The following is a 26,940-nucleotide window of genomic DNA, read 5'->3' on the forward strand; positions in this document are numbered from 1 at the left end:
CCCCCAAGAAGATAGCCAGAAAGAGCGCGGCAGTACGCCCGTGATTGCGCTATTTTCGATAGCCATCTGCGGCCTTACCCGTTTGCAGGCCCGGTGTGCCCAGGTCCGCGTGCAGGATATTGCCGTGCGTCGAATCGGTGACGTACACCACCTTTCGCCCCTCCCCGCCGAAAGCCAGGTTGGTGGTGGAGGCCCCGGCGGGGCCGCGCAACACGCATTCCGGCTCGGCCCGGTGGTTCAACACCCACACATAGCCCAGGCCCGGGTTGGCCACGAGCAGGCGCCCCGCCCCATCCACCGCCAGCCCATCGGGGCCACTGGGGCCGTAGGAGGTGAAGAACTGGCCCACCTTGGCCACGCTGCCATCGGGCAGCAGCGGCACGCGCCACACGCAGTTGCCGCGCGTCACGGCCAGGTAGAGCACGCGCCCGTCGGGCGACAGGGCCACGCCGTTGGGGCTGGGCACATTGGCCAGCAGCAAGTCGAGCTGGCCGCTGGGGCGCAGGCGGTACAGGCGGCCGCTCGGGTCGTGCAGGCCGCTCTGGCCCTGGTCGGTGAAGTAGAGGTTGCCTTCGGCATCAAAGATCAGGTCGTTCACGCCCTTGAAGCGCTCGCTGTTGCGGCGCAGCAGGTAGGGCGTGACCCGGCCCGTGGCCACGTCGAGCTGCATCAGGCCGTTCTTGTAGTCGGTGATGAGCAGCGTGCCGGGCTTCAGGAACTTCATGCCGTTGGGCTCGCCGTCGTACTCGGCCACCAGCGCCCATTCGCCTTGCGGGTTGATGCGGAAGACGCGGCCCCAGGGAATGTCGCTCACATACAGGTGGCCAGCGTCATCGAACACCGGGCCTTCGAGGAACGAATCGGTGATGGTGCCGCCCCGGTTGGCGTCGGCCCAGTCGCTGCGCTCACGGCGGCGAAAGTGCTCGGGCATGGTGGTGAACACATCGAGTTCACGGACCTGGGGGGCTTGCAGCAAAAACATGGTGGGGTCTTTCGTGTTCAAGGAAGGGCATCGAAACCATACAGCCGCGCCGGGTTGTCGACCAGGATGCCGTCCATGGCCGCGTCGCTGCCGGCCCAGGCCTGCAGCAAGTCCACCAGGTCGGCATCGTTCACGGTGCCGGGCGCCTCGGTGGTGTGGGGCCAGTCGCTGCCCCACACCAGCCGCTCGGGCGCGGCCTGCACCAGGGCGCGGCCCAGAGGCAACGTATCGGCGTAGCTGGGGCCATGCACCGTGGAGCGCATGTAGGCACCCGAGAGCTTGACCCAGGTGTTGCCCCCATCCAGCAGGCCGCGCACCACGCCGTGCGCTTGGGCCGCAGGGCCTTCGGCTGGGTCGATGCGGCCCAGGTGGTCAATGACCAGGGGCACGGGCAGAGCCCGCAGCCGGGGCGCCAGCGCGATGAGTTGCTCGGGGTGCGCAAAGATCTGGATGTGCCAGCCCGCGCAGGCCGGGTGCTCGGCCAGCTTGCGGGCCAGCGTGGCCAGCATGTCGGGGGTGGTGGTACCCCACGATTGGGGCGAGACAAAGTTGACCCGCAACCCGCGCACACGGTGCGCGGCCAGGCGGGCCAGCTCGTCGGCGCTCACGTCCTCGCCCACCACGGCCACGCCGCGCGCAGCATCGCCCAGCTGGTCCAGCGCATCCAGCGTGCAGGCGTTGTCGGTGCCGTAGGTGGACGGCGTGACCACCACCGTGCGCGTGGTGCCCAGGCGTGCCTGCAGCTGCCGGTACACCGCCACGGGCGCCACCGGCGGCGTGCGCGGCCAGTGGGCCGACGGCGCAAAGCGCGGGTCGAAGATGTGCATGTGGCTGTCGCACGCACCGGGCGGCAGCTGGCGCTGCGGACGGTTCACCCCCACCGAGTGCGGCACGGGCGTGGTCAGCGCAGGCAATGCCATCGGCTCAATCCAGTTTGATATTGCCCTTGCGCACCACCTCGCCCCACTTCGCGTCCTCCTTCTTGAGGAATGCGGCAAAGTCTGCGGGCGTGGAGCCTACGGGCTGCGCGCCCAAGTCGGACAAGCGCTGCTTCACTTCGTCTTCCTTCAGCACCTCTTGCAGGGCCTGCTGCAGCTTGGTGGCGATGGGGGCGGGCACGCCTGCGGGCAGGAACATGCCGTTCCACTCGTAGGCCTCGTAGCCGGGGATGGCCGCCTCGGCCACCGTGGGCACATCGGGCAGGCGTTTGGAACGCTCGGGCGCCGACACGGCCAGCGCGCGCAGCTTGCCGCCCGACACATGCGGGTAGGTGGCGGCCACGGTACCGAACATGAAGTCCACCTGGCCGGCCATCACGTCGGTGATGGCGGGGCCGCCGCTCTTGTAGGGTACGTGCACCATGTCCAGGCCCAGTTGCTGGCGGAAGAGCTCGGCCGCCAGGCGCTGCACCGTGCCGCTGCCGCCCGAGGCAAAGTTGATCTTGCCGGGCTGGGCCTTGGCCTTGGCGATCAGCTCGCCCACGTTCTTGTAAGGCGCATCGCTCTTGACGATCAACACGTTGGGCGCCAGCAGTACCAGCGACAGCGGTTGCAGCGCAGTGCTGGCGTAGGGCATCTTGGGGAACAGGTGCGGGTTGATGGAGTGCGGCGTCGCGTCGTACAGCATGGTGTAGCCGTCCGCCGGGGCCTTGGCCACAAAGCTGGCGCCAATGGTGCCGCTGGCGCCGGCCTTGTTGTCCACGATCACGCTGCCGCCCAGCTTGGCGCCCAGGCGGGTGGCGAGCACACGGGCGACGGCATCGGCCGCGCCGCCAGGGGCATAGGGCACGACGATGGTGACGGGCCGCTCAGGAAAGGCAGCATGGGCGACGCCAGCAGCCAGGGCGCAGGCAGCGATCAGAGGTTTGAGGAAGCGGAACATGGGTATCTCCTTGGGTGGGATTCAATCAACAAACGAGGAAAGGCGGTAGCGGTGTTTCACGGCCGTGGCGCCTCAGGGGGAGGTCTCTATCAATCTGTTTTGAGGTCCAGCGCTTTGGCAATCTGGCTGTACGTGGTCACCTCTTGCGCCACGCGGCCCGCAAAGGCGTTGCCGCAGACGGATTCGGGCTCCATGCCCATGCTGCGCAGCTTCTCGGCCACCGGTTCGCTCTTGGCAAAGTCGGCCGCCGTGCGCTCCAGCGCCTGAGCAATGGGCTCTGGCAGGCCCGCAGGGGCGAGCACGCCGTACCACACGTCGGCGGCATAGTTGCCACCGCCTGCCTCGGCAAACGTGGGCACATCGGGCACCAGGGCAGAACGCTGGGAGGCGCCCACGGCCAGCGCACGCAGCTTGCCGCTCTTGATCTGCGGCAGCACCGAGCCCAGGGTGGCGAACGAGCTGTCGAGCTGGCCGCCCATCAGGTCCGTCACCACCGGCGCGGCGCCTTTGTAGGGCACATGGTTGAGCTGCAGACCCTGGGCGCGGGCAAACACCTCGGTGGCGAAGTGGCCCGAGCTGCCCACCCCGGCCGTGCCGGCGGTCACGCGGCCGGGCTCGGCGCGTGCCTTGGCCTGGTAGTCGGCCAGCGTCTTCACGGGCAGGCTGAGGGCCACGACCAGCACCGTGGGGCTGCCAGCCACCGTGCACAGCGGGCGGAACGACTTCACCGCATCGAACTTGACGCGGCCCTGGTACAGCGCCGGAATCATGGTGTGGTTGGTGGCACCAAACAGCAGCGTGTAACCATCGGCCGGGGCGCTGGCCACGGCCTGCGCGGCAATGATGGTGCCTGCACCGGGCTTGTTGTCGATGATGAAGGGCTGGCCCAGCGCCTTGCTGGCGTGGTCAGCAAAGGCGCGTGCCACCACGTCGGTGGGGCCACCGGCCGCAAAACCGACCACCAGCTTCACGGGCTTGGCGGGGTAGGCTGATTGCGCCATGGCGCTGCTCATCGCCGTGAATGCAATAGCCGATAGCGCTGCATGAACAAACGCCAAAGACCGGTTTATTTTGAGTTCATGTCGCATCGCATTGTCTCCTTGGTTGAAAGTCTGTCGCCCGTCAGCTCGGTATGGCCGCGCACGGGCTGCGCTGAAGAACTGCCAGCAGGTTCTTCGCTGCGCCCACGCCCATGTTCACGTAGGCGTCGCTCGTCACACCGCCGATGTGGGGGCTGAGGATGAAGTTCTTTTCGCCCTGGAAGGGGTGGCCCGCCGTCATGGGCTCCACCGCAAAGCTGTCCAGCCCGGCGGCCATGACCTGGCCCGAGCGCACAGCAGCCAGCAACGCGGCCTCGTCGATGAGGCCGCCGCGCGCAGTGTTCACCACGATCACGCCGCGCTTGCACTGCGCCAGGGTGACGGCGTTGAGCAGGTTGCGGTTGTCATCCGTCAGCGGACAGTGCAAAGAGACCGCATCGGATTCGCGCCAGATGGTCTCTAGCGGAACGCTCTGGACATAGTCCGGCAGGTTCTTGGCGAAGGGGTCGAAGCCGATCACGCGCATGCCCAGTGCGTCGGCCATCTTGGCAAAGCGCAGGCCGATGGCGCCCAGACCTACCAGTCCCACGGTGCGGCCGCCCAGTTCCAGGCTCTTGTGCGTGGCCTTGTCCCAGTGGCCGGCATGCATGCGGGCATCCAGCGCCACAACCGACTTGGCGCAGGCCAGCAGCAGGGCCAGGGCCTGCTCGGCCACGGCCGCAGCGTTGGCGCCTACGGCGGCCACCACCTCGATGCCACGGGCTTTCGCGGCCACCTTGTCGATGGTGTCAGTGCCGCTGCCGTGCTTGGAGATGACCTTGAGCGCGGGGGCCGCGTCCATCACCGCCGCGCCCACCTTGCCGTAGCGCACGATGATGGCCACGGGGTTGTGCGCGCGGCACAGGGCCACCAGGTCGTCTTCGGTGGGCGTCTTGCCCGCGTAGACGATCGCGTAGCCCGTGAGCAAATCCAGGGCTTGTTGCGCCAGGTCAGCGCCCGTCACGATGATGGTGTGGCTCACAGCGATTCCCCTTCCTTCAGCACGCCCGCAGCGCGCAGGGCGGCGGGCAGCCATTTCGATGCAGTGTCGCCACGGGCAATGGCTTCGATGCGGGCGGCTTCGTCGGCCACCTTCTTGTCGGCCAGGGCCAGCATGGCGGGGGCTTTTGCGCGCTCGATGACGACCACGCCATCGGCGTCGCCCACCACCAGGTCACCAGGGTTCACCACGGCGCCACCGGCGCTGATGGGGTGGTTGATGCGGCCGGGCACGTACTTGGTGGGGCCCGCGGGGTTGAAGCCGGCGCTGAACACTGGGAAGTCCAGCTCCAGGAGCTCCAGCTTGTCGCGGATGGCGGCGTCCACGATCACGCCGGCCAGGCCGCGCTTCTTGCAGGCACTGAGCATCAGCGTGCCCATCAGGGCCGCCGTCTGGTCGCCCTTGCCGTCGATCACCAGCACGTCGCCCGGCTGGGCCAGCGCGATAGCGGCGTGGATCATGAGGTTGTCGCCAGGGCGCACCTCCACGGTGAAGGCAGGGCCGGCCACTTTCATGGCCTGGTGCACGGGCGCCACGCGGCTGTGCAGGGTGCCGCGGCGGCCGGCCACGTCGGCCAGGATGGCAGCCTGGAAGGTGGCGGCTTTTTGCACCACATCGGCGCTCACGCGGTCGATGGTGCGGATGATTTCAGGGAGTTGGCTCATGGGTTTCGTCCGGTTGGTGTGAGAAGAAATGGGAGGGTGTGGGCGGACCGCGCTCAATCGGCCTTGATGTTTCCGTCCTTGATGACCTTGGCCCACTTGACCGAGTCGGCCTTTTGCAGGTCGCCCAACTGCTGGGGCGTGCCGCCCACCAGCGTCACGCCCAGCTTGTCGGCCAGGGCGACCACGGCCGGGTCCTTCAGGGCCTTGTTGATTTCCTGGTTCAGGCGCTGCACCACGGTGGCGGGTGTCTTGGCAGGTGCGAACACGGCCTGCCACTGTTCGACCACGAAGTCCTTCATGCCGACCTCGCCCATCGTGGGCACAGCGGGCAAGGCCTTCAGGCGCTGGCCCGAGGTGACGGCCAGCGCACGCAGCTTGCCGGCCTGCACATGGGGCAACGCGGCGGCGGCCGGCGCGAACATGAACTGCACCTGCTCGGCCAGCGTGTCCTGAAGCGCCGGGGTGTCGCCCTTGTAGGGCACGTGGATGAAGCGCGCACCCGTCTGCTGCTGCAGCAGCTCGCCCTGCATCTGCAGGATGGTGCCGTTGCCGCCCGAGGCAAACGCCAGCTTGCCGGGCTGGGCCTTGGCAGCGGCCAATAAATCAGCCAGGGTCTTGAAGGGCTGGTTCGCGCCCACCACCAGGATGTGCGGAATGGTGCCGATGGTGACCACGGGCTCGAAGGCCGTGATGTGGTTGTACGGCAGCTTGCCCATGAGGTGCGGAGCGATCGCCTGCGGGCCGATGGAGGTGCCCAGCAGCGTGTAGCCATCGGGCGCGGCCTTGGCGACAAAGGCCGCGCCAATGGTGCCGGTGGCGCCGGCCTTGTTGTCCACGATCACGTTGGTGGACAGCGCCGCTTCGACGCGCTGCGCCACATTGCGGCCCAGCACGTCGGTGCTGCCGCCCGGTGGGTAGGGCACGACCCAGGTGATGACCCGGCCGGCCGGCCAGTCGCCCTGGGCCCGTGCAGGGCCGCTCCACAGCGGGCTCAGCAGCACTGCGCCTGCCACAGCAGCGAGAAGGTGGCGGCGCGCGCGGCTGCAGGATGGAAATGGGGTGGTCGATGCAGTCATGGCTTGTCTCTCAGGTCGTCGAAAGGGGAAGGGAAATCGATGGGGCCCGTGCAATGGACTCCACGGGTGCAAAGCCGTACAGCGTGGCGGGGTTGTCCACCAGCACGCGCTGCAGCGTGGTGGCACCGCCCGCCTGGGGCGACTGCCGGGCCCAGTCGGCCAGGCGGTCGATCTGCAAGGCGTCGTCGGGCAGCGGGTGCACACCGGCGGTGGCCGTGGCATGGGGCCAGTCGCTGCCCCACACCACGCGCTCGGGCGCGCAGCGCAGGTAGCTGGCGGCCAACGGGTCGAGTGCAGGGTCGTCCACGCTGTGGCTGGCGCTCACGATATAGCCACCGGAGAGCTTGATCCACGCACGCCCACTCTGCAGCAGCTCCAGCAGCAACGCATGCGCGACCTGCCCCATCTGCGCGGGCGGTATGCGGCCAAAATGGTCGAACACCAGCGCAACGGGCAGCAGGCGCAGCACGTCGGCCCGCGCCACCAGCAGGTCGGGCGCCATCAACAGTTGCAGGTGCCAGCCCAGTGGTGCAATACGGTGCGCCAGCGGCTCCAGCGAATTCACCGTACCCGACACACCCAGCGACAGGTTGAGCCGCACGCCGCGCACGCCGGCAGCGTGCAGGCGCAGCAGTTCGGCATCGCTCTCGGTACCATCGATCACGGCAACGCCGCGCGCCTCGACCCCCATCGCGCCCAATGCCGCCAGACCGCCGAGCATGCTGCGGTTGTCGGTGCCGTAGGTGGATGGCGTGACCAGCACCACGCGGGTGGTGCCGGTGCGCTGCTGCAGCGCGCGGTAGTCCTGCGCGGACGCATCCGGTGGCAGCAGTTTGGCGCCCGGTGCCGTGGGAAAGCGGCTGTCGTATACATGCACGTGGCAGTCGCAGGCCCCTGCCGGCACTGCGGTGCGGGGCGCTGCGGTGCCGGCCGAAAAACGTACGGGCGCAGCAGTGCTTTCGCTGGGCATGGCGAGGGCTCGGTGGGCGTGAAAAGGGGCGGTGGTGCCTGGCGGTGGCGTCAGTCAGTCCAGGCTGGCGCCCGAGTCCTTGACGATCCTGGCCCAGCGCGGCACCTCGGCGCGCAACAGCTGGCCGAACTGCTCGGCCGAGCCGCCCAGCACGTCGCCGCCCTCGGAGCGCAGCTTGTCGGCCACCTCAGGCTGCTGCAGGGCCGCGTTGATGGCCTTGTTGAGCTGCGCCACGATAGGCGCGGGGGTGCCGGCGGGAGCAAGGATGCCAAACCAGGTCACGGCCTCGAAGCCCTTGTAGCCCGACTCCGCGAGCGTGGGCACGTCGGGCAGTTGGGATGAGCGCTTGGCCGAGGTGATGGCCAGCACCTTGAGCTTGCCGTTGCGCACCTGACCCAGCAGCGTGGGCACGGACGACATGTACAGGTCGATCTGCCCGCCCACCAGGTCCGTCATGGCCTGGGCCGCGCCCTTGTAGGGAATGTGGCGCAGCTGGATGCCTGCGGCGTTCTCGGCCAGCTCGCCCGCCAGGTGGGCCACCGTGCCGTTGCCCGAATAGCCCAGCGTCAGCGCATCGGGCTTGCCCTTGGAGGCCGCCACCACATCGGCGAAGGTCTTGAAAGGCGAATTGGCCGGTGCTGCCACCACGATGGGCGAGGACGACACCAGCGCCACGGGCACCAGGTCCTTGAGAGGGTCGTAGGGCAGCTTGGGGTACAGCGTGGGGTTGATGGCCAGGTTGCTGGTCTGCCCCATGACCAGGGTGTAGCCGTCGGCCGGCGACTTGGCTGCAGCGTCCACACCCAGGTTGCCGCCCGCACCGGGCCGGTTGTCCACGATCACATTCCATTTGTTCTGGTCGGCAAGCTTTTGCGCCACGGTGCGCGCAATCATGTCGGTACCGCCACCGGGCGGGAACGGAACGATCAGGCGGATGGGCTTGGCTGGATAGGCAGCCTGTGCCAGGGCGGCGCCGGTGGGTATGGCAGCAGAGGCAAGGCCCAGAAAGGCAGCGCACAGCGGTGCACCGAAGGAACGCGAAAGCGATGAAAGCACTGGCATGGATTTGTCTCCGTTATGGTGGTTCGTCACGCCGTTGTGCAAGAGTTCCTCAAGCCCAGCGCCGTGGGTGCAACTTTACGCAGACGTTTCAACCCATACAATGCAGTTGCATACAACGAAACGAATTCCGCCGTGAGCAACAGCCCTGCACAACCCCTGCGCCCTGCGCCACCCAAGGCCCCGGAGCCACCCGCCACAGACGCTGCGGCGGCAGCCAAAGACACCGGTGGCGTCATCGCCGTCACGCGCGCCCTGCAGGTGCTGGAGGCCTTTGCGCTGGGTGAATCCAGCCTGCCGCTGGCCGAACTGAGCCGCCGCTGTGGCCTGCACAAGACCACGGTGCTGCGCCTGGCGCGCACACTGGCGCACTCGGGCTTCATGGTGCAACGCGAAGACGGTGACTGGCGCCTGGGCCCGGCCGCAGGCTGGCTGGGCGCGCGCTACCAGGCGGGCTTTGATGTGCAGAACGTGCTGGAACCGGCGCTGCGCGAACTCACCCACGCCACAGGCGAAAGCGCCGCCTTTTACGTGCGCGAGGGCCATGTGCGGACCTGCCTGGTGCGCGTGGAAGGCCCGCAGGCCCTGCGCCACCATGCGCGCATGGGCGAGGGCCTGCCGCTGGACAAGGGCTCGCCAGGCCGCGTGATCCTGGCCTTCTCGGGCGAGCCAGGCAAGGCCTATGAAGATATCCGCAAGAAGGGCTACCACTGGTCCATCGGCGAGCGCGAACAGGGCGTGGCCACGGTGTCGGCCCCGGTGTTCGGCATGCATTGGCGATTGATGGGATCGGTGTGCATTTCGGGCCCGGCGTCGCGCCTGCCCGCCAATAAACTCGAAGCCCTCGCCCAGACCGTGGTCGCTGCCGCCACCCGCCTGTCGTACGCTCTGGCAGGCAACACGGCCGCGCCATCACAGAGTCCGGTGCGTGCCACCCAATGGCATCCGTAATCCGGGCCACACTGCTGTCCTACCGTCAACCCGCCAGACAACACCACACACAGGAGACCGCATGAGCCGCTACCCTTTTCCCGACCTGAGCACCCTGCCCGAAGACATCCGCGCACGCATCCTGGAAGTGCAGGAAAAAGCCGGATTCATTCCCAATGTGTTCCTGGCGTTTGCGCGCCGCCCGGCCGAATGGCGGGCGTTTTTTGCCTACCACGATGCGCTCATGCTCAAGGAAGAAGGCAGCCTGACCAAGGGCGAGCGCGAAATGATCGTCACCGCCACCAGCGCGGCCAACCAGTGCCTGTACTGCGTGGTGGCGCATGGCGCCATCCTGCGCATCTACGAAAAGAAACCCTTCGTGGCCGACCAGGTGGCCGTGAACCACCGCAAGGCGGACATCACGCCGCGCCAGCGCGCCATGCTCGACTTCGCCATGAAGGTCTGCCAGCGCGCGCACGAGGTGGAAGACGCCGACTTCACCGCCCTGCACGCGCACGGCCTGGATGACGAGGACATCTGGGACATTGCCGCCATCACGGCGTTCTTTGGCCTCTCCAACCGCATGGCCAGCTTTGCGGACATGCAGCCCAACCCAGAGTTCTATCTGATGGGGCGGGTGCCCAGGCAGAAATAAAAGTCAGGCCCCGCAGGATTACTACTTATTTGATAGCTTCAAGCACTTAATTCATAAGCACTTGAGCCTTATTTCACCCAAGCTTCAGTCCGCCGAGACCAATGCGCGCAGCCAGTCGGGCAAGGGTGCGGCCTTCTGCTGCGGGAAATCCACCCAGATGGTCGTGGCGCCACCGGCGGCGCAGACCACACCGGGCTGGTCCACCCGCTCCATCGTGCCCCAGGTCTCGAACGTGGTGCGCGCCGGGTCGCTCACATACAGCTTGAGCAGCACATCGGCCGGGTATTCCAGCTGCCGGTAGAAGTTGCAGAACGCATTGACGATCACCGGGCCCTGGCCCTTCGGGTCGGGGTTGCAGCCCACCGACACCATCCACTCGATGCGCGCCGTCTCCAGGTAGCGAAAGTAAACGGTGTTGTTGACATGGCCCATGGCGTCCATGTCGCCCCAGCGCACGGGAAAGCGCATTTCAAAAACCAGCTTCTTGGCCTCGGGGATTTCAATCTTCATACCGCAAAACCGTCGTCGGCGGCAATCACCGCGCCATTGACAAAGTGGCTCTGGTCGCTGGCCAGCATCACGATGAGGGCATCCAGGTCCTGCGGCTGCCCCACGCGCTTGCGCGGCAGCATGGCGATGAGCTTCTGGCCCTGCTCGGTGTCCCAATGGTGGTGGTTGAGCTCGGTATCGATATAGCCCGGGCAGATGGCATTCACGTTGATACCGAAACGCCCCCACTCCAGCGCCATGGCGCGGGTCATCTGCACCACGGCGGCCTTGCTCATGCAGTAGGCGCCGATCTGCGGCAGCACCTTGAGCCCGGCCATCGAGGCGATGTTGATGATGCGCCCGCCCGTGAAGCTGCCCGGCGCCGCGCCGCGCGAGCGCGCCAGCATGCGCTTGCCCACCTCTTGCGCCACAAAGAACGCACCCTTGACGTTGGTGTCGAAGATGAAGTCGTAATCGTCGGGTGTCACATCCTGGATGCGCTGCGTGGTGCTCACGCCCGAGTTGTTGACCAGGATGTCGATGGAGCCCATTTCCGTCTCGGCATGGGCCACTGCGGCCTTGATGGAAGCGTGGTCGGTCACATCGAGCTCAACCACATGGGCGTCGCCCCCTTCGCCTTCGATGCGGGCGCGCAGTTCCTTCAGTTTTTCCAGCCGGCGGCTGGCCAGCACCACCCCGGCGCCCGCACGGGCCAGGGTGCGCGCAAACTGGGCCCCCAGGCCGCTGGATGCGCCCGTCACCAGAGCCACGCGGCCGGACAAATCGATGCTGTAAGCCATTGAGAGTTTCTCCACAAATCAGAAACAGAGGAAATATGCGCGTCCGATTGTGCGTGTTCGCATGAATACAATCAGTCGCTGGCCAGACAGTGCCGTGCGGCACGGCCTGTAGAACATTCCTTCATTATCAAATGCCCGACGAGACACCCATGACAAACCAGGAAATCCTTGCCCAGTATGGTCCCCGCGAAGCCATGGAATACGACGTGGTCGTGGTGGGCGGCGGCCCCGCCGGCCTGTCCACCGCCATCCGGCTCAAGCAGCTCGCCGCCGAAAAAGGCCAGGATGTGTCGGTCGTGGTGCTCGAAAAAGGCTCCGAGCCGGGCGCGCACATCCTGTCGGGCGCCATCATGGACCCCAAGGCGCTCAGCGAACTGATCCCCGACTGGAAGGAAAAGGGTGCCCCGCTGAACCAGCCCGTCACCGACGATGCCATGGTGTTCCTGGGCGAGAAATCGTCGTTCCGCACCCCCAACTTCCTGCTGCCAGGCTGCTTTCAGAACCACGGCAACTACATCGTCAGCCTCGGCAACGTCACGCGCTGGCTGGCCCAGCAGGCCGAGAACCTGGGCGTGGAGATCTTCCCCGGCTTTGCCGCCGCCGAAGTGCTCTACAACGACAACGGCAGCGTCAAGGGCGTGGCCACGGGCAACATGGGCGTGAGCAAGGAAGGCGAGCCCACGGGCGACTTCCAGCTGGGCATGGAGCTGCACGCCAAGTACACCATCTTCGCCGAGGGCGCGCGCGGCCATCTGGGCAAGCAGGTCATTGCCCGCTTCAAGCTTGATGCGGAAAGCGACCCGCAGACCTACGGCCTGGGCATCAAGGAACTGTGGGAAATCGATCCCGCCCGCCACCAGCCCGGCTTCGTGCTGCACACGGCCGGCTGGCCCATGGACAACAGCACCTATGGCGGCGCCTTCCTGTACCACATGGAAGACAACAAGGTCACGCTGGGCTTCATCACCGGCCTGGACTACGCCAACCCGTACCTGAGCCCGTTCGAGGAATTCCAGCGCTGGAAGACGCACGCCAACATCCGTTACTACCTGGAAGGCGACGAATCCAAGGGCATCAAGCCGGCCAAGCGCATCAGCTACGGCGCGCGCGCCATCACGGCCGGTGGTCTGATGAGCCTGCCCAAGACCGTGTTCCCGGGTGGTGCGCTGGTGGGTTGCGATGCCGGTTACCTCAACGTCAGCCGCATCAAGGGCAGCCACGCCGCCATCAAGACCGGCATGCTGGCCGCCGAGGCGGCCTACGACGCCATCACCGCAGGACGCCAGCACGACGAACTCACCGCCTACCCCCAGGCCTTTGAGGCCAGCTGGCTCTACACCGAGCTGAACAAGGCGCGCAACTTCAAGGCCTGGTTCAAGAAGGGCCTGACGGTGGCCACGGTGATGAACGGTATCGAGCAGTTCGCGCTCAAGGGCCACATCCCATGGACGCTGCACCGCGACAAGCCCGACCACGCCTATCTGAAGCCCGCAGCCGAGTGCAAGCCCATCGTCTATCCCAAGCCCGATGGCAAGATCACCTTCGACCGCCTCTCCAGCGTGTTCGTGAGCAACACCAACCACGCCGAGAACCAGCCGGCGCACCTGACGCTCAAGGATGCGAGCGTGCCGGTGAACATCAACCTGGCCAAATACGCCGGCCCCGAAGCCCGCTACTGCCCGGCTGGCGTGTACGAGTTTGTGCCCGACGAAGCCCAGGGCGGCAGCGCGCAGCGCCTGCAGATCAACGCGCAAAACTGCGTGCACTGCAAGACCTGCGACATCAAGGACCCGACGCAGAACATCGTCTGGGTCACACCCGAAGGCGGCGGCGGCCCCAACTACTCTGGCATGTAAGCTATCAAAATCAATAGCGCATGATGCTTTACGGGCCTGCATTGCAGGCCTTTTTCATGAATATTCCAGCCCTGCGCTGCTGAAAACCCGGCCCTCGCGCGGGACGGCGGGCCCCGCCAGTCGGCAACCAGCCCCAGCGCAGTAAACTTGCCGGCTGGCCCCAAAGCAGCCTGCCCAGGCCGGTGGTATCCATCCCCCATCAGAAAGACCGCGAAGATGAACATGAAGCAATTGCCCTGGATGTCCCTGGGCGCCTTGGCCCTGGCCGTGGCCGCCGTGGCACCTGCCAGCGCCCAGCAAAAATCCGTCGCAGTGACCGCCATCGTCGAACACCCCGCCCTCGACTCCGTGCGCGACGGCGTGCAGGCGGCCCTCAAGGACGCCGGCTTCGAAGCCGGCAAGAACCTCAAGTGGCAATACCAGAGCGCCCAGGGCAACACCGGCACCGCAGCGCAGATCGCCCGCAAGTTCGTCGGTGACAAGCCCGATGCCATCGTGGCGATTGCCACGCCCTCGGCCCAGGCCGTGATTGCCTCGACCAAGACGGTGCCCGTCGTGTTCTCCGCGGTGACCGACCCCGTCGCCGCCAAGCTGGTGAAGAACTGGGAGCCGTCGCACACCAACGTGACCGGCGTGTCCGACCTGCTGGCGCTGGACAAGCAGATGGACCTGGTCAAGCAGGTGGTGCCCGGTGCCAAGCGCGTGGGCGTGGTCTACAACCCTGGCGAAGCCAACTCGGTCGTCGTGGTCAAGCAGCTGCAGACCTTGCTGCCCAAGCTGGGGATGGCGCTGGTCGAGGCCGCAGCGCCCCGCTCGGTGGACGTCAGCAGCGCCGCGCGCAGCCTGATCGGCAAGGTCGATGTGATCTACACCAGCACCGACAACAATGTGGTGTCGGCCTACGAAGCGCTGGTGAAGGTGGGCCAGGAGGCCAAGATCCCGCTGGTGGCGTCGGACACCGACAGCGTCAAGCGTGGCGCGATCGCCGCCTTCGGCATCAACTACCGCGACCTGGGCGAGCAGACCGGCCGCATGGTGGTGCGCATCCTCAAGGGGGAAAAGCCCGGCGACATCAAGCCCGAGATCAGCACCAAGATGGAGCTGTTCGTGAACCCCGGCGCTGCCGAAAAGCAGGGCGTGAAGCTGTCTGACGCACTGGTCAAGTCGGCCGCACAAATCGTGCAATAAGCGCTACCGGCGCTGCAGGGCCGGGCTACCGCCCGGCCCCTCCGGCAGGAGCCATGCCCCGCGTGGCTCCTGCTTTGTTTTTCAATCCCTCGCCCCGCTGCCCCATGTCCTTCTTTTCCCTGCTCGGTGCCGTCGAAATCGGCCTGATCTTCAGCCTGGTGGCGCTGGGCGTGTTCATCTCGTTCAGGCTGCTGCGCTTTCCTGATCTCACAGTGGATGGCAGCTTCCCGCTGGGCGGCGCCGTCTGCGCCATTTTGATCTCCACCGGCACCAACGCCTGGCTTGCCACGCTGGCCGCCACCGCGGCAGGCGCCGTGGCCGGGCTGATCACCGGCTGGCTCAACGTCAGGCTCAAGATCATGGACCTGCTGGCCAGCATCCTGATGATGATTGCGCTGTACTCGATCAACCTGCGCATCATGGGCGGCCCGAACGTGCCCCTCATCAACGACCCTACGCTGTTCGTGCTGCTGCAGCCCGAAGGCATGGAAGACTACATCGCGCGCCCGCTGATCCTCGTCGTCATCGTGCTGGCCGCCAAGCTGCTGCTGGACTGGTTTTTTGCCACCGAACGGGGCCTGGCCATCCGCGCCACTGGCTCGAATGCCCGCATGGCCCGCGCCCAGGGCGTGAACACCGGCGCCATGCTGCTGCTGGGCATGGCGGTTTCCAACGGCCTGGTGGGCCTGGCCGGCGCGCTGTTTGCGCAGACGCAGGGCGGCTCGGACATTTCCATGGGCATCGGCACCATCGTGATCGGCCTGGCCGCCGTGATCGTGGGCGAGAGCATCCTGCCCTCGCGCCGCCTGGTCTATGCCACGCTGGCCGTGGTCATCGGCGCCATTGCCTACCGCTTCTTCATTGCGCTGGCCCTCAACAGCGACTTCATCGGCCTCAAGGCGCAGGATCTGAACCTGGTCACCGCCGTGCTGGTGGCCGTGGCGCTGGTGATTCCGCAGCTCAAGCGCAAGTTCGCCAAGCGCAAGCCGTCCTGAACCCGCGCACCGAAAGAGCCCCATGCTGAGCGCCCAACACCTCGAAATCACCTTCAACCCCGGCACGCCGATCGAAACGCGCGCCCTGCGCGGCATGTCGCTGGACATTCCGGCCGGCCAGTTCGTCACCGTCATCGGCTCCAACGGCGCCGGGAAATCCACTTTTCTCAACGCCATCTCGGGCGACCAGTCGGTGGACAGCGGCCGCATCGCCATCGACGGCGTGGATGTCACGCGCATGCCCGTGTGGGCCCGCGCCGAGCGCGTGGCCCGCGTGTTCCAGGACCCGATGGCCGGCACCTGCGAAGACCTCACCATCGAGGAAAACATGGCACTGGCGCAGCGCCGCGGCACCTTCCGGGGCCTCGGCCGCGCCGTCAAGGCATCGATGCGCGAAGGCTTTCGCGAACGCCTGGCCACGCTGGGCCTGGGGCTGGAGAACCGCCTCACCGACCGCATCGGCCTGCTCTCGGGCGGCCAGCGCCAGGCGGTGAGCCTGCTCATGGCAGCGCTGCAGCCGTCCCGCATCCTGCTGCTCGACGAGCACACCGCCGCGCTCGACCCACGCACCGCCGACTTCGTGCTGCGCCTGACCGAGCGCATCGTGGCCGAAAGCAAACTCACCACCATGATGGTCACGCACAGCATGCGCCAGGCCCTGGATGTGGGCGAGCGCACCGTGATGCTGCACCAGGGCCAGGTGGTGCTGGATGTGTCGGGCGAAGAACGCAAGCGCCTGGACGTGCCCGATCTGCTGCACATGTTCGAGAAGGTGCGCGGCGAAAAGCTGGCCGACGACGCGCTGCTGCTGGGCTGAATTCCCGCGGCGGCGTGCAGCGCGCACGATCAATCGATCCCCAGCACCTCCACCACACAGTCCACAAAGCGCTGCAGCTTCTGGGCGCGCAGCCGCCCCGGTGCCGTCAGCGGATGCACCGGCAGCGACAGCGGCGCATAACCCGACAGCACCGGGACCCGACGCCGTGCGCGCAGGTCGGCGGCCACCAGCGGCGCGGGCTGCAGGATGATGCCCAGGCACCGGGGCTGCGCAGGTCGCGCGCCTGCATGCCGCAGATGCGGGAGCGCAACTGGGGCCGTGCGGTGTTCATTGCGTCAGAGCCGGCCGTCAACAGCGTGCTGCCCGGCCAGACGCTGGAGGAAACCGGCGTGGCTTTCGTCCAGCACAACCACCCCTCGTCCACCCTCGGCCGCGCGGCGCAGCGAGAAGAAGTCGCCAACATGGTGGCCTACGTGGCCTCGCCGCTGTCCTCGGCCCCCATGGGCGCTGCGCTGCGCGTGGAGGCGGCATTGTCGACAGCCTTGGGACGCTTTCGCACCGAGGTTGACGGCTGATTTGACAGCTGCCAGCGCTTACCCAGCAAGCAATGGCTGCTGCTTTTATTCATAAACCCCGAAATTACACCCCCAGGGGCAGATCCGCCTTTTTCAGCGTGCGCAACACAAAGCTGGAGCGGCTGTGGCGTATGCCCTTGATCTTGTAGAGCTTCTCGCGCAGCAGGCGCTCGTAGTCGCGCGTGTCTTTCACCACCACGCGCAGCAGGTAGTCGTAGTCGCCCGACACCAGGTGCGCCTCGATCACCTCGGGAATGCTGGCCAGGGTTTCACCAAATTTTTCCAGCGTGTTGTCGGAATGGCTGTCGAGCGTGACCATCACCAGCACCGTGTCGGACAGATCGAGCGCGCGCGGATTGAGGCGCACGGTGTAGCCCTCGATCACACCGGCCTCCTCCATTTTTTTGATGCGCCCCCAGCATGGCGAGGGGCTCAGGCCCACGGCCTGGCCGATCTCCTGCAGGCTGGCGCGGGCGTTGGCCTGCAAAACGGAGAGAATTTTTCTGTCAAGACGGTCCATGCATCGTATTATTTTCTAAATTTGAATTTTTCAGAATATTTTTCTGCAAATTTCGAAAATCATCGCAAATTCAGAAGAACCATCCACTACCCCGGCGGCATACTTGTTTGCATCAAGGCGCTCTTACCGGAGTGCACAAACTGACAAGGCCCCGGCGGGTTACCGCCCGCACGGGGCACTTGGCAAGCAGCTTCCCCCCAGTCCACCCGCATGGCACTGTCGCGCACGCGACCCCGGCGCCCTGCCATCAGCCCCGCGCGCCGCGGATCAGCACGCTGACCCGCACAAACCCCGATGCCCAGCCAGGTGTTGCAGCGCCATAATTTTTGGCAGGCTGCAGCGCTTGTCTGCGCCGCAACCTGCAGCGCAAGCAGCACGCCAACATTTCCCCTTCAGGAGACACCATGCAATTGACCCGACTCGTCGTTGGCCTCGGCCTTGCCCTTGGCTTCATGGCCAGCGCCGCCGCGCAGACCACCATGCGCATCAGCATTTCGGTGGCGCAGAACTCGCACCAGGGCGTGGCCATCGACACCTTCGCCAAAGAAGTGGAAAAGCGCACGGGCGGCCGCTACAAGGTGCAGACCTTCTACAACGGCGCCCTGGGCGGCGAGCGCGAGTCGATTGAAGCCGTGCAACTGGGCACGCAGGAACTGGCCTTCAGCTCCACCGGCCCGGTGCCCAACTTTGTCCCCGAAACCAAGATTCTGGACGTGCCTTTCCTGTTCCGCGACAAGGCCCATGCGCGCGCGGTGCTCGACGGCCCCATCGGCCAGGACCTGCTGACCAAGTTCGACGCCAAGGGCTTCAAGGCACTGGCCTGGGCCGAAAACGGCTTTCGCCACATGACCAACAGCAAGCGCGACGTGAAGGAGCCGGGCGACCTCAAGGGCCTGAAGATGCGCACCATGGAGAACCCGGTGCACATCGCCGCCTACAAGGGCTTTGGCATCATCACCACGCCCATGGCGTTTCCCGAGGTGTTCACGGCCCTGCAGCAAGGCACCGTGGACGGGCAGGAGAACCCGCTGCCCGTCATCATCTCGGCCAAGTTCGACCAGGTGCAAAAGCATCTCACACTCACCGGCCATGTGTATTCGCCCTGCATCTTCGTGATGAACAAGGCGGCTTTTGACAAACTCAGCGCCGCCGACAAGCAGGCCTTTCTGGATGCCGCCAAGGAAGGCACCAAGGCCAACCGCGCCCGCGTGGACGAGGACGATGCCAAGGGCGTGGCCGACCTGCGCGCCAAGGGCATGACGGTGATCGACACCATCGACAAGGCCAAGTTCGTGGCGACGCTGGCCCCGGTCAACGCCGAATTTGAAAAACAGTTCGGCAAGGCCGCGCTCGACAAGATCCGCAATTACAAATAATCTTCTTGCCGCTCTATTTTCAATAGCTATTAACGCCCGCCGGCATTGCGCCAGCGGGCGTTTTCATTCATGAAAAATACTTTTCTAACCTTTGAGCGCTGGACCACGTTCAGCGCCATGCTGGCCGCCTGCGCCATGCTGGCCGTGGCGTCCACGCTGGGTATGTTCCAGATTTTGATGCGCTTCGTGTTCGAGCAGCCCGCCGAATGGACCGAGGTGCTGATCCGCTTCAGCCTGATCTGGATGGTGTTTCTGGCCATCCCCGCGGCCTTCCGCCAGGGGGCGATGGTGAGCGTGGACGTGCTGTACCGCTGGAGCCCGCCACGCATTCGCCGCGTGCTCGACTGGGTGGTGGCGCTGGCCGCGCTGGCACTGATCGGCGTCATCGTCTGGTGGGGTTGGGACTACGCCCAGCGCGGCGGCGTGCAGAGCATGGCCGGGCTGGAGTCGGTTTCGATGTTCTGGGCCTATCTGGCCATGCCGGTGGGCGGCCTTTTCTGCGTCGTCGGCATCATCGGCAACCTCATCGACCCCCTGCGCATGGAACTGGAGACAGCCCAATGAGCGCCGTGATGATTTCCACCATGGTGCTGTGCTTTGCACTCACCGTTTCCGTGGCCGTTTCCATCGGCCTTGCGTCCATCCTGGGCATCCAGGCGTCCAACGCGAACATGCTCATTTCCGTCAAGGAGATGTTCGCCTCGATCAACAAGTTTCCGCTGGCCGCCATTCCCTTCTTCATCCTGGCGGGCAACCTCATGGAAACCGGCGGCATCTCGCGCCGCCTGGTCGAATTCGCCAAGAGCATCGTGGGCGGCGTGCAGGGTGGCCTGCCCATGACCTGCGTGCTCACCTGCATGATCTTTGCCGCCGTGTCGGGCTCGTCGGTGGCCACCACGTTCGCCATTGGCGCCATCCTGGTCCCGGCGCTCATCAAGCACGGCTACCCCACCAGCTACGCGGCCGCCCTGCAGGCCACCAGCGCCGAGCTGGGCGTGATCATCCCGCCTTCCATTCCGCTCATCCTGTACGGCGTGAGTGCCGAGGTGTCGATTGGCGAGCTGTTCATCGCCGGCTTTGGCCCCGGCCTGCTGATCAGTACCGCACTGATGCTTTTCGTGTGGGGGTACTGCAAGTGGAAGGGCTGGGGCAAGAACGATGGCGACGGCCGCATGCCCATGGGCCGTGCCACGCTGCAAGCCGGCTGGGCGCTGCTGATGCCCGTGATCATCCTGGGCGGCATCTATGGCGGCGTGTTCACGCCCACCGAGGCCTCGGCCGTGGCCGTGTTCTATGCGCTGGTGGTGGGCGTGGTGATCTACCGCGAGATCCGCCTGGCGGACCTCTTCGCCATCCTGCGCAAGTCGGCCCTCTCGTCGGCGGTGATCATGTTCATCATTGCCAACGCCGGGCTGTTTGCCTTCCTCATCACGCGCGCCGGCGTGCCCGATGCCATTGGCCGCTGGCTGGAGGCGGTGCTGCAATCCCCTGCCCTGTTCTTACTGGGCGTGAACGCCGCGCTGTTCTTGATCGGCATGTTCATCGAGACCAGCGCGGCCATCATCGTGCTGGCGCCCATCCTGGCACCCGTGGCCATGCACTTCGGCGTGGACCCGGTGCACTTCGGCCTGATCATGGTGGTGAACCTCGCTTTGGGCATGATCACGCCGCCCTTTGGCGTGAACCTGTTTGCGGCCTGCACGGTGGCGCGCATCTCGCTGGACCGCATCGTCAAGCATCTGCTGCCGTTCGTCGGCGTGATCCTGGTATGCCTGATGGTCATCACTTACATGCCCTCGCTTTCGCTGTTCCTGCGCGATCTGGTGTACGCCAAGTAACGGTAGAATCGCCCGATTGTCAGGAGAGAGCCCCGCAGCACCATGCAAAAGGGCCGCCGAAGGCGCAGGCAGCAGCCGAACGCTCAGGCAAAAGGACTGGCAGCCGCCCGCAGCGATGCGGGCGTTCCCTTGCTGGAGAGAGATGTCCGCACTGCAGGTGCAGGCCATCCACCGAAGGAGCAAGCCGCGCGGCCAGCCAGGGCGCCGCGGTGAATCTCTCAGGTAAAGCGGACAGCAGGGCAAATCGCGTGGCATTCGTGCCACGCCCCCCATTTGCCCTGGAGCTCTTATGTCCGCACCTGCCACCGCCCTGCTCGCCACGCCCCTGAACGCCCTGCACATTGAACTGGGCGCCCGCATGGTGCCGTTTGCCAGCTATTCCATGCCCGTGCAGTACCCTGCAGGCCTGATGGCCGAGCACCTGCACACACGCCAGGCCGCCGGGCTGTTCGATGTATCGCACATGGGCCAGCTGAAGCTCGTCGGCCCCGATGCCGCCGCCGCGTTCGAGAGCCTGGTGCCCGTCGATGTGATCGACCTGCCCGTGGGCAAGCAGCGCTACGGCCTGCTGCTCAACGACGAGGGCGGCATCATCGACGACCTGATGTTCTTCCGCGTGGCCGACAACGAACTCTTTGTCATCGTCAACGGCGCCTGCAAGGTGGGTGACATGGCGCACATCCAGGCCCGCATCGGTCAGCGCTGCGACGTCGTGCCCATGCCCGACCACGCGCTCCTGGCGCTGCAGGGCCCCCAGGCCGTCACCGCCCTGTCGCGCCTGGCTCCGGGCATTGAAAAGCTGGTGTTCATGACGGGTGGCGATTTTTCCATCGCAGGCTGCGACTGCTTCGTGACCCGCAGCGGCTACACGGGTGAAGACGGCTTCGAGATCTCGGTGCCCGCCGCCCAGGCCGAGACCCTGGCACGCGCCCTGCTGGCCCAGCCCGAAGTCAAGCCCATCGGCCTGGGCGCGCGCAACTCGCTGCGCCTGGAAGCCGGCCTGTGCCTGTACGGCAACGACCTCGACACCACCACCACCCCGCCCGAAGCGGCACTCAACTGGGCCATCCAGAAGGTGCGCCGCACCGGCGGCGCGCGCGCGGGCGGCTTCCCAGGGGCCGACAAGGTGCTGGCGCAGCTCGACAACCCCGCCAGCCTCGCGCGCAAACGCGTCGGCCTGGTCGCGCTGGAGCGCGTGCCCGTGCGCGAGCACACCGAGTTGCAGAGCACCGACGGCCAGAAGATTGGCGAAGTGACCAGCGGCCTGCTGGGCCCCACGGTGAACGAACCCGTGGCCATGGGCTATGTGGCTCCCGCCTTTGCCGCCATCGGCACGCGGGTGAATGCCATGGTGCGCGGCAAGGCCGTGCCCATGGAAGTGCGCGCCATGCCTTTTGTGCCTGCCAATTACTTCCGCGGCTGACGGAATGACCTACCCCCTGAGTCACCTGCGGCGCCTTCCCCCTGGAAGGGGGACGCCTCCAGCGCGGCGGGGCGGCCCTTGCGCGGTGGCACTGGTATGCGCCCGCGCACAGAGCGAAGGCCGCAGTTTGGCATGTAGCCGCTGGCTTCGCTAATCCGCTTACATTGCAGATTCCTTTCTTTTTTTAGTTGCTTGAGGAGCTTTCCCATGACCGTCAAATTCTCCAAAGACCACGAATGGATCAACGCCGCCGACACGAATTCGGCCGTGGTCGGTATCACCGTGCATGCCCAGGATGCCCTGGGCGATGTGGTGTTTGTCGACCTGCCCGCCGTGGGCACCACGTTTGCCCAGGGCGACGTGGCGGGCGTGGTCGAGTCGGTCAAAGCCGCGGCCGATGTGTACATGCCGGTCTCGGGCGAGATCGTCGAAGTGAACGAAGCCCTGCGTGCCGACCCCTCGCTGGCCAACTCCGACCCGCTCAATGCGGGCTGGTTCTTCAAGGTCAAGCTCAGCGATGCCAGCCAGCTCGACGCGTTGCTCAGCGAAACCGACTACACCGAGTTCGCCAAGAACGCCTGACCCTGTTTCCTTCTTCGAGACTGCCCCATGTTGATGCAATCCGCCCTGCCGCTCGGCGCGCTTGAAAACGCCACCGAATTCCTGCCCCGCCACATCGGTATCGACGCGGCCGACGAAGCGCACATGCTGTCGGTGATCGGCGAGGCCTCGCGCCGCGCCCTCATCGACTCCATCGTGCCGCGCTCCATTGCCCGCAGCCGCGCCATGGACCTGCCGCTGCCGGTCACGGAAAGCGCTGCGCTGGCCGAACTCAAGGCGATTGCATCCAAAAACAAGGTCTTGAAGAGCTTCATCGGCCAGGGTTATTACGACACGCACATTCCCGGCGTCATCCTGCGCAACATCCTGGAAAACCCCGCCTGGTACACGGCCTACACGCCCTACCAGGCGGAGATTTCGCAGGGCCGCATGGAAGCCCTGGTCAATTTCCAGACCATGGTCTGCGACCTCACGGCCATGCCGATCGCCAACGCCTCCATGCTCGACGAGGCCACGGCCGCCGCCGAGGCCATGACGCTGGCCAAGCGCTCGGTCAAATCCAAGAGCAACGTGTTCGTGGTGGCCGGTGACGCGCACCCGCAGACCATCGAGGTGATCCAGACCCGCGCCAAACCGCTGGGCATCGAGGTGCGTCTGGCCAACTCGGCCGAGGAGTGGAATGCCGCGCTCGATGGCGACTATTTCGCCGTGCTGGCCCAGTACCCCGCCACCAGCGGCCGCATCGACGACCTGCGCGCCGACGTGGAAAAAGCCCATGCCAAACAGGCCGCCTTCATCGCAGCCGCCGACCTGCTGGCCCTCACGCTGATCACCCCGCCCGGTGAATGGGGCGCCGACATCGTGGTGGGCACCACGCAACGCTTTGGCATGCCCATGGGTGCCGGTGGCCCGCACGCCGCCTACATGGCCTGCCGCGACGAGTTCAAGCGCTCCCTGCCCGGCCGCCTGGTCGGCGTGAGCGTGGACGTGCATGGCAAGCCCGCCTACCGCCTGGCCCTGCAGACGCGCGAGCAGCACATCCGCCGCGAAAAGGCCACCTCCAACATCTGCACGGCCCAGGTGCTGCCGGCCGTGATCTCCAGCATGTACGCCGTCTACCACGGTCCCGAGGGCCTGCAGCGCATTGCCCGGCGCGTGGCCAGCTACACGGCCATCCTGGCGAAAGGGCTGGAGCAGCTGGGAGCACCCGTGCGCCCGCAAGCCGCGTTCGACACCCTCTCGCTGAAAACCGATGGCGCTACCCAATCCATAGCCGCTCGCGCAGTATCCATGGGTGCCAACCTGCGGGTTTACTTCGAAAACTACCTGTGCATCTCGCTGGACGAGACCACCACGCGCGCCGACATCGAGCTGCTGTGGAACATCTTCGCCAAGGATGGCCAGACACTGCCCACGTTTGACGCGTTCGAGAAAGGCGTGGAGCCGCTGATCCCCGCCGAACTGCGCCGCACCAGCAGCTACCTCACGCACCCGGTGTTCAACACCCACCACAGCGAGACCGGCATGCTGCGCTACATCCGCCAGCTGTCCGACAAGGACCTGGCGCTGGACCGCAGCATGATCCCGCTGGGCTCCTGCACCATGAAGCTCAACGCCACCAGCGAGATGATCCCCATCACCTGGCCCGAGTTCGCCAACGTGCACCCGTTTGCCCCCGCTGACCAGCTCCAGGGCTACAAGGAGCTGGACGAGCAGCTGCGCGCCTGGCTCTGCCAGGCCACGGGCTACGCCGGCATCAGCCTGCAGCCCAACGCGGGCAGCCAGGGCGAATACGCCGGGCTGCTGGCCATCAAGGCCTACCATGAAGCCCAAGGCGGCAGCCACCGCCACATCTGCCTGATCCCGGCCAGCGCGCACGGCACCAACCCGGCCAGCGCCCAGATGGCCGGCATGCAGGTGGTGGTGACGGCCTGCGATGCCAACGGCAATGTGGACATGGCCGACCTGGAGGCCAAGTGCAAGCAGTACAGCGCGCACCTGGCCTGCGTGATGATCACCTACCCCAGCACGCATGGCGTGTTCGAGACGCAGGTCAAGGAGCTGTGCGCGCTGGTGCACCGCCACGGCGGCCGCGTCTACGTGGACGGCGCCAACATGAATGCCATGGTGGGCGTGGCCGCGCCCGGCGAGTTCGGCGGCGACGTGAGCCACCTGAACCTGCACAAGACCTTCTGCATCCCCCACGGCGGTGGCGGCCCCGGCGTGGGCCCCGTCTGCGTGGTGGAAGACCTCGTGCCCTACCTGCCCGGCCATGCCACGGCCGGCGTGGCCGGTGGCGTCGGTGCCGTGTCGGCTGCGCCCCTGGGCAATGCCGCCGTGCTGCCCATCAGCTGGATGTACTGCCGCATGATGGGCGCCGAAGGCCTGCAGGCCGCCACCGAAGCTGCCATCCTCTCGGCCAACTACATCAGCGCGCGCCTCAAGGACCACTACCCCACGCTGTACGCGAGCGCCAATGGCCATGTGGCCCACGAGTGCATCCTGGACCTGCGTGGCCTCAAGGACACCAGCGGCGTGATGGCCGAGGACGTGGCCAAGCGCCTGATCGACTACGGCTTTCACGCGCCCACGCTCTCCTTCCCAGTGCCCAACACGCTGATGGTGGAGCCGACCGAGAGCGAGACGCTGTTCGAGATCGACCGCTTCATCGACGCGATGATCGCCATCCGGAACGAAATCCGCCAGATCGAATCCGGCGCCTGGCCGCAGGACAACAACCCGCTCAAGAATGCCCCGCACACGGCCGAAAGCCTGCTGGGCAGCGAATGGACCCGCCCCTACACCCGCGAAGCCGCCGCCTACCCGGTGGCCGCCCTGCGCAGCAGCAAGTACTGGGCGCCCGTGGGCCGCGTGGACAACGTCTGGGGTGACCGCAACCTGTCGTGCAGCTGCATCCCGGTGAGCGACTACGCGTAAAGCATGATGGTGCAGCGCTGTGATGGCGCTGTTATATGAAAACAAAGGCCCGGTGACGGGCCTTTGTGTTTTACAAGGCGTCGAGCGGGCTCAAAATGCCGCGCCCGCCCTTGTTAAGCACATGCGTGTAAATCATGGTGGTGCTCACATCGGCATGGCCCAGCAGCTCTTGCACGGTGCGAATGTCATACCCCGCCTGCAGCAAATGCGTGGCAAACGAATGCCGCAGCACATGGGGCGACACCGGCTTGGCGATCTGCGTACGCCGCGCCGCCTCGCGCACGGCGCGCTGCACCGATTCGGGGTACACATGGTGGCGCCGCTCCAGTAGCTCGCCCGTGCGGGCATCGGGGCGCGGATCGACCGAGCGCACCGGCGACGGGAACACCCATTGCCAGGCCCAGCTCTGATCCGCCTGGGGGTATTTGACGGCCAGCGCATGTGGCAGATACACCCGGCCCAAACCAGCAGCCAAGTCCTTTTCGTGCAAGACGCGGGCCTTTTGCAATTGCGCCTGCATGGGCGCTATCAAGTTCTCAGGCAGCACCGTCACGCGGTCCTTGTTGCCCTTGCCCTCGCGCACCACGATTTCGCGGCGGGCAAACTCCACATCCTTCACGCGAAGGCGCAGCGCCTCCAACAGGCGCATGCCCGTGCCATAGAGCAACTGCGCAATCAGGCCCGTGGTGCCATCCATGTGCAGCAATAGCTCGCGCACCTCTGTGGGCGTCAGCACCACTGGTAGGCGCTTGGGTGTTTTGGCTTGAACCACCTCATTGAGCCAGGGCAAATCCGTCTCCAGCACCTGCTTGTACAAATACAGTAGCGCCGCCTTGGCCTGGTTTTGCGTGGAGGCAGAAACCTGCCTATCAATCGCCAAATGGCTCAAAAACGCCTCCACCTCGGCCGCACCCATCTCTTGCGGGTGGCGCTTGCCGTGGAACACGATAAAACGCCGCGCCCAGTCGATATACGCCTCTTCGGTACGAATGCTGTAATGCCGCGTGCGCAGGTGAATGCGCATGCGCTCCAGCAACTTGAGCGGTCGGGGTGCAGCGGGGTCGCTGGCGGGCTGTGGGGGTTGACCGGGGCGCTCTGTCATCCGCGAAATTTTAGGTTTGGCTAATTTTCTGGATGATGGGGTTTACGTTAGGCTGAACGTTCCGTGGTTGTCTTGGCGGACTGATCGGGTTACCATTTGTGTCGTCTATTTCTAGTTGGGCATCAATACCCCGATGGCCAGGTCAAATTCCCCCACCCTTGGCCACCCCAAATTCCCCCAGGCAGGACGACCAGATTATGACGAC

The 26,940-nt window shown here is 65.9% G+C and carries 27 protein-coding genes and 2 riboswitches; of the genes, 13 read left to right on the forward strand and 14 right to left on the reverse strand.

Annotated elements, in window-relative coordinates:
• Positions 1–49 precede the first annotated feature (49 nt).
• The 9 genes from AC1Q5S_RS19340 to AC1Q5S_RS19380 form a co-directional block, all read right to left on the reverse strand.
• The gene (locus tag AC1Q5S_RS19340; protein WP_492239257.1) at positions 50–982 is read right to left on the reverse strand and encodes an SMP-30/gluconolactonase/LRE family protein; all 933 of its coding nucleotides are present in this window, start codon (positions 980–982) and stop codon (positions 50–52) included.
• Between the two features lie 17 nt (positions 983–999).
• Positions 1,000–1,902 carry an amidohydrolase family protein gene (locus tag AC1Q5S_RS19345; RefSeq protein ID WP_492239258.1) on the reverse strand — a complete coding sequence of 301 codons (903 nt, stop codon included), beginning with the start codon at positions 1,900–1,902 and terminating at the stop codon, positions 1,000–1,002.
• A gap of 4 nt (positions 1,903–1,906) precedes the next feature.
• Positions 1,907–2,863, reverse strand: coding sequence for a tripartite tricarboxylate transporter substrate binding protein (locus AC1Q5S_RS19350; protein WP_422206040.1), 957 nt, complete (start codon positions 2,861–2,863; stop codon positions 1,907–1,909).
• An 89-nt stretch (positions 2,864–2,952) separates the two neighbouring features.
• A complete protein-coding gene (locus AC1Q5S_RS19355; RefSeq protein ID WP_422206042.1) occupies positions 2,953–3,876 on the reverse strand; it encodes a Bug family tripartite tricarboxylate transporter substrate binding protein in 924 nt (307 codons plus the stop codon).
• A gap of 109 nt (positions 3,877–3,985) precedes the next feature.
• The gene (locus AC1Q5S_RS19360) at positions 3,986–4,924 is read right to left on the reverse strand and encodes an NAD(P)-dependent oxidoreductase (protein ID WP_422206044.1); all 939 of its coding nucleotides are present in this window, start codon (positions 4,922–4,924) and stop codon (positions 3,986–3,988) included.
• On the reverse strand, positions 4,921–5,607 hold the full coding sequence (locus tag AC1Q5S_RS19365) for an RraA family protein (RefSeq protein WP_303836853.1): 687 nt from the start codon (positions 5,605–5,607) through the stop codon (positions 4,921–4,923). Before AC1Q5S_RS19365 ends, AC1Q5S_RS19360 begins: the two co-directional genes overlap by 4 nt.
• A gap of 53 nt (positions 5,608–5,660) precedes the next feature.
• Positions 5,661–6,683 (reverse strand): Bug family tripartite tricarboxylate transporter substrate binding protein, encoded by a 1,023-nt coding sequence (locus AC1Q5S_RS19370; RefSeq protein WP_303836851.1) that lies wholly within the window; start codon positions 6,681–6,683, stop codon positions 5,661–5,663.
• Positions 6,684–6,693: 10 nt separating this feature from the next.
• Positions 6,694–7,653, reverse strand: coding sequence for an amidohydrolase family protein (locus AC1Q5S_RS19375; RefSeq protein ID WP_422206046.1), 960 nt, complete (start codon positions 7,651–7,653; stop codon positions 6,694–6,696).
• A gap of 54 nt (positions 7,654–7,707) precedes the next feature.
• Positions 7,708–8,715 (reverse strand): tripartite tricarboxylate transporter substrate binding protein, encoded by a 1,008-nt coding sequence (locus AC1Q5S_RS19380; protein ID WP_492239259.1) that lies wholly within the window; start codon positions 8,713–8,715, stop codon positions 7,708–7,710.
• Positions 8,716–8,871: 156 nt separating this feature from the next.
• On the opposite strand from AC1Q5S_RS19380, the gene AC1Q5S_RS19385 reads away from it, so the two are divergent.
• Positions 8,872–9,663 (forward strand): IclR family transcriptional regulator, encoded by a 792-nt coding sequence (locus tag AC1Q5S_RS19385; RefSeq protein WP_492239265.1) that lies wholly within the window; start codon positions 8,872–8,874, stop codon positions 9,661–9,663.
• A 61-nt stretch (positions 9,664–9,724) separates the two neighbouring features.
• Positions 9,725–10,297: a peroxidase-related enzyme gene (locus AC1Q5S_RS19390; RefSeq protein WP_303836845.1), complete on the forward strand. Its 573-nt coding sequence runs from the start codon at positions 9,725–9,727 to the stop codon at positions 10,295–10,297.
• An 84-nt stretch (positions 10,298–10,381) separates the two neighbouring features.
• Here the strand turns inward: AC1Q5S_RS19390 and AC1Q5S_RS19395 are convergent, their stop codons facing one another.
• A complete protein-coding gene (locus AC1Q5S_RS19395) occupies positions 10,382–10,807 on the reverse strand; it encodes an acyl-CoA thioesterase (protein WP_492239260.1) in 426 nt (141 codons plus the stop codon).
• On the reverse strand, positions 10,804–11,586 hold the full coding sequence (locus AC1Q5S_RS19400) for an SDR family oxidoreductase (RefSeq protein ID WP_303836843.1): 783 nt from the start codon (positions 11,584–11,586) through the stop codon (positions 10,804–10,806). The genes AC1Q5S_RS19395 and AC1Q5S_RS19400 overlap by 4 nt, the downstream gene beginning before the upstream one ends.
• 149 nt (positions 11,587–11,735) lie before the next feature.
• Here AC1Q5S_RS19400 and AC1Q5S_RS19405 point away from each other — a divergent pair, with 149 nt between their 5' ends.
• The 4 genes from AC1Q5S_RS19405 (at position 11,736) to AC1Q5S_RS19420 (ending at position 16,442) form a co-directional block, all read left to right on the forward strand.
• Positions 11,736–13,442 carry an electron transfer flavoprotein-ubiquinone oxidoreductase gene (locus AC1Q5S_RS19405; protein ID WP_303836841.1) on the forward strand — a complete coding sequence of 569 codons (1,707 nt, stop codon included), beginning with the start codon at positions 11,736–11,738 and terminating at the stop codon, positions 13,440–13,442.
• A gap of 222 nt (positions 13,443–13,664) precedes the next feature.
• Positions 13,665–14,630, forward strand: coding sequence for an ABC transporter substrate-binding protein (locus AC1Q5S_RS19410; protein WP_492239261.1), 966 nt, complete (start codon positions 13,665–13,667; stop codon positions 14,628–14,630).
• A 104-nt stretch (positions 14,631–14,734) separates the two neighbouring features.
• Positions 14,735–15,625, forward strand: coding sequence for an ABC transporter permease (locus tag AC1Q5S_RS19415; RefSeq protein ID WP_303836838.1), 891 nt, complete (start codon positions 14,735–14,737; stop codon positions 15,623–15,625).
• A gap of 22 nt (positions 15,626–15,647) precedes the next feature.
• The gene (locus AC1Q5S_RS19420; RefSeq protein WP_092698223.1) at positions 15,648–16,442 is read left to right on the forward strand and encodes an ABC transporter ATP-binding protein; all 795 of its coding nucleotides are present in this window, start codon (positions 15,648–15,650) and stop codon (positions 16,440–16,442) included.
• Positions 16,443–16,471: 29 nt separating this feature from the next.
• Here AC1Q5S_RS19420 and AC1Q5S_RS19425 read toward each other — a convergent pair whose 3' ends face one another.
• Positions 16,472–16,630 (reverse strand): hypothetical protein, encoded by a 159-nt coding sequence (locus AC1Q5S_RS19425; protein ID WP_492239262.1) that lies wholly within the window; start codon positions 16,628–16,630, stop codon positions 16,472–16,474.
• A gap of 60 nt (positions 16,631–16,690) precedes the next feature.
• Between AC1Q5S_RS19425 and AC1Q5S_RS19430 the strand changes: the two genes are divergently transcribed.
• Positions 16,691–16,978: a hypothetical protein gene (locus tag AC1Q5S_RS19430; RefSeq protein WP_492239263.1), complete on the forward strand. Its 288-nt coding sequence runs from the start codon at positions 16,691–16,693 to the stop codon at positions 16,976–16,978.
• Positions 16,979–17,042: 64 nt separating this feature from the next.
• Here the strand turns inward: AC1Q5S_RS19430 and AC1Q5S_RS19435 are convergent, their stop codons facing one another.
• Positions 17,043–17,498, reverse strand: coding sequence for an Lrp/AsnC family transcriptional regulator (locus tag AC1Q5S_RS19435; protein WP_092698227.1), 456 nt, complete (start codon positions 17,496–17,498; stop codon positions 17,043–17,045).
• Positions 17,499–17,902: 404 nt separating this feature from the next.
• Here AC1Q5S_RS19435 and AC1Q5S_RS19440 point away from each other — a divergent pair, with 404 nt between their 5' ends.
• From AC1Q5S_RS19440 to gcvP, 6 genes are all read left to right on the forward strand, one after another.
• Positions 17,903–18,874, forward strand: a complete 972-nt coding sequence (locus tag AC1Q5S_RS19440) for a TRAP transporter substrate-binding protein (protein ID WP_303836831.1) — start codon at positions 17,903–17,905, stop codon at positions 18,872–18,874.
• Between the two features lie 69 nt (positions 18,875–18,943).
• Complete coding sequence (locus AC1Q5S_RS19445; RefSeq protein WP_422206059.1) at positions 18,944–19,438, forward strand: TRAP transporter small permease; 495 nt, start codon at positions 18,944–18,946, stop codon at positions 19,436–19,438.
• Positions 19,435–20,712 (forward strand): TRAP transporter large permease, encoded by a 1,278-nt coding sequence (locus AC1Q5S_RS19450; protein WP_422206061.1) that lies wholly within the window; start codon positions 19,435–19,437, stop codon positions 20,710–20,712. The genes AC1Q5S_RS19445 and AC1Q5S_RS19450 overlap by 4 nt, the downstream gene beginning before the upstream one ends.
• A gap of 10 nt (positions 20,713–20,722) precedes the next feature.
• A riboswitch (glycine riboswitch) is annotated at positions 20,723–20,821 on the forward strand.
• A gap of 13 nt (positions 20,822–20,834) precedes the next feature.
• Positions 20,835–20,957, forward strand: a riboswitch (glycine riboswitch).
• 44 nt (positions 20,958–21,001) lie between these two features.
• Positions 21,002–22,135, forward strand: coding sequence for a glycine cleavage system aminomethyltransferase GcvT (gene gcvT / locus AC1Q5S_RS19455; RefSeq protein WP_422206063.1), 1,134 nt, complete (start codon positions 21,002–21,004; stop codon positions 22,133–22,135).
• A 207-nt stretch (positions 22,136–22,342) separates the two neighbouring features.
• Entirely contained in the window at positions 22,343–22,717 is a 375-nt protein-coding gene (gcvH, locus tag AC1Q5S_RS19460) for a glycine cleavage system protein GcvH (RefSeq protein ID WP_303838412.1), read from the forward strand.
• Positions 22,718–22,744: 27 nt separating this feature from the next.
• On the forward strand, positions 22,745–25,633 hold the full coding sequence (gene gcvP, locus AC1Q5S_RS19465) for an aminomethyl-transferring glycine dehydrogenase (RefSeq protein ID WP_422206065.1): 2,889 nt from the start codon (positions 22,745–22,747) through the stop codon (positions 25,631–25,633).
• Between the two features lie 70 nt (positions 25,634–25,703).
• Here the strand turns inward: gcvP and AC1Q5S_RS19470 are convergent, their stop codons facing one another.
• The gene (locus AC1Q5S_RS19470) at positions 25,704–26,735 is read right to left on the reverse strand and encodes an integron integrase (protein ID WP_492239264.1); all 1,032 of its coding nucleotides are present in this window, start codon (positions 26,733–26,735) and stop codon (positions 25,704–25,706) included.
• Between the last annotated feature and the right edge of the window lie 205 nt (positions 26,736–26,940).

The sequence above is a fragment of the Acidovorax sp. GW835-FHT14B10 genome (assembly GCF_058793725.1).

Coding starts and splice junctions, on each gene's coding strand:
- AC1Q5S_RS19430 (WP_492239263.1), top strand. CDS start 16,691: ATGCCGCAGATGCGGGAGCGCAACTGGGGCCGTGCGGTGTTCATTGCG.
- AC1Q5S_RS19380 (WP_492239259.1), bottom strand. CDS start 8,715: ATGCCAGTGCTTTCATCGCTTTCGCGTTCCTTCGGTGCACCGCTGTGC.
- gcvH (WP_303838412.1), top strand. CDS start 22,343: ATGACCGTCAAATTCTCCAAAGACCACGAATGGATCAACGCCGCCGAC.
- AC1Q5S_RS19365 (WP_303836853.1), bottom strand. CDS start 5,607: ATGAGCCAACTCCCTGAAATCATCCGCACCATCGACCGCGTGAGCGCC.
- AC1Q5S_RS19390 (WP_303836845.1), top strand. CDS start 9,725: ATGAGCCGCTACCCTTTTCCCGACCTGAGCACCCTGCCCGAAGACATC.
- AC1Q5S_RS19420 (WP_092698223.1), top strand. CDS start 15,648: ATGCTGAGCGCCCAACACCTCGAAATCACCTTCAACCCCGGCACGCCG.
- AC1Q5S_RS19395 (WP_492239260.1), bottom strand. CDS start 10,807: ATGAAGATTGAAATCCCCGAGGCCAAGAAGCTGGTTTTTGAAATGCGC.
- AC1Q5S_RS19400 (WP_303836843.1), bottom strand. CDS start 11,586: ATGGCTTACAGCATCGATTTGTCCGGCCGCGTGGCTCTGGTGACGGGC.
- gcvP (WP_422206065.1), top strand. CDS start 22,745: ATGTTGATGCAATCCGCCCTGCCGCTCGGCGCGCTTGAAAACGCCACC.
- AC1Q5S_RS19370 (WP_303836851.1), bottom strand. CDS start 6,683: ATGACTGCATCGACCACCCCATTTCCATCCTGCAGCCGCGCGCGCCGC.
- AC1Q5S_RS19355 (WP_422206042.1), bottom strand. CDS start 3,876: ATGAGCAGCGCCATGGCGCAATCAGCCTACCCCGCCAAGCCCGTGAAG.
- AC1Q5S_RS19470 (WP_492239264.1), bottom strand. CDS start 26,735: ATGACAGAGCGCCCCGGTCAACCCCCACAGCCCGCCAGCGACCCCGCT.
- AC1Q5S_RS19345 (WP_492239258.1), bottom strand. CDS start 1,902: ATGGCATTGCCTGCGCTGACCACGCCCGTGCCGCACTCGGTGGGGGTG.
- gcvT (WP_422206063.1), top strand. CDS start 21,002: ATGTCCGCACCTGCCACCGCCCTGCTCGCCACGCCCCTGAACGCCCTG.
- AC1Q5S_RS19435 (WP_092698227.1), bottom strand. CDS start 17,498: ATGGACCGTCTTGACAGAAAAATTCTCTCCGTTTTGCAGGCCAACGCC.
- AC1Q5S_RS19350 (WP_422206040.1), bottom strand. CDS start 2,863: ATGTTCCGCTTCCTCAAACCTCTGATCGCTGCCTGCGCCCTGGCTGCT.
- AC1Q5S_RS19405 (WP_303836841.1), top strand. CDS start 11,736: ATGACAAACCAGGAAATCCTTGCCCAGTATGGTCCCCGCGAAGCCATG.
- AC1Q5S_RS19410 (WP_492239261.1), top strand. CDS start 13,665: ATGAAGCAATTGCCCTGGATGTCCCTGGGCGCCTTGGCCCTGGCCGTG.
- AC1Q5S_RS19375 (WP_422206046.1), bottom strand. CDS start 7,653: ATGCCCAGCGAAAGCACTGCTGCGCCCGTACGTTTTTCGGCCGGCACC.
- AC1Q5S_RS19440 (WP_303836831.1), top strand. CDS start 17,903: ATGCAATTGACCCGACTCGTCGTTGGCCTCGGCCTTGCCCTTGGCTTC.
- AC1Q5S_RS19450 (WP_422206061.1), top strand. CDS start 19,435: ATGAGCGCCGTGATGATTTCCACCATGGTGCTGTGCTTTGCACTCACC.
- AC1Q5S_RS19340 (WP_492239257.1), bottom strand. CDS start 982: ATGTTTTTGCTGCAAGCCCCCCAGGTCCGTGAACTCGATGTGTTCACC.
- AC1Q5S_RS19445 (WP_422206059.1), top strand. CDS start 18,944: ATGAAAAATACTTTTCTAACCTTTGAGCGCTGGACCACGTTCAGCGCC.
- AC1Q5S_RS19415 (WP_303836838.1), top strand. CDS start 14,735: ATGTCCTTCTTTTCCCTGCTCGGTGCCGTCGAAATCGGCCTGATCTTC.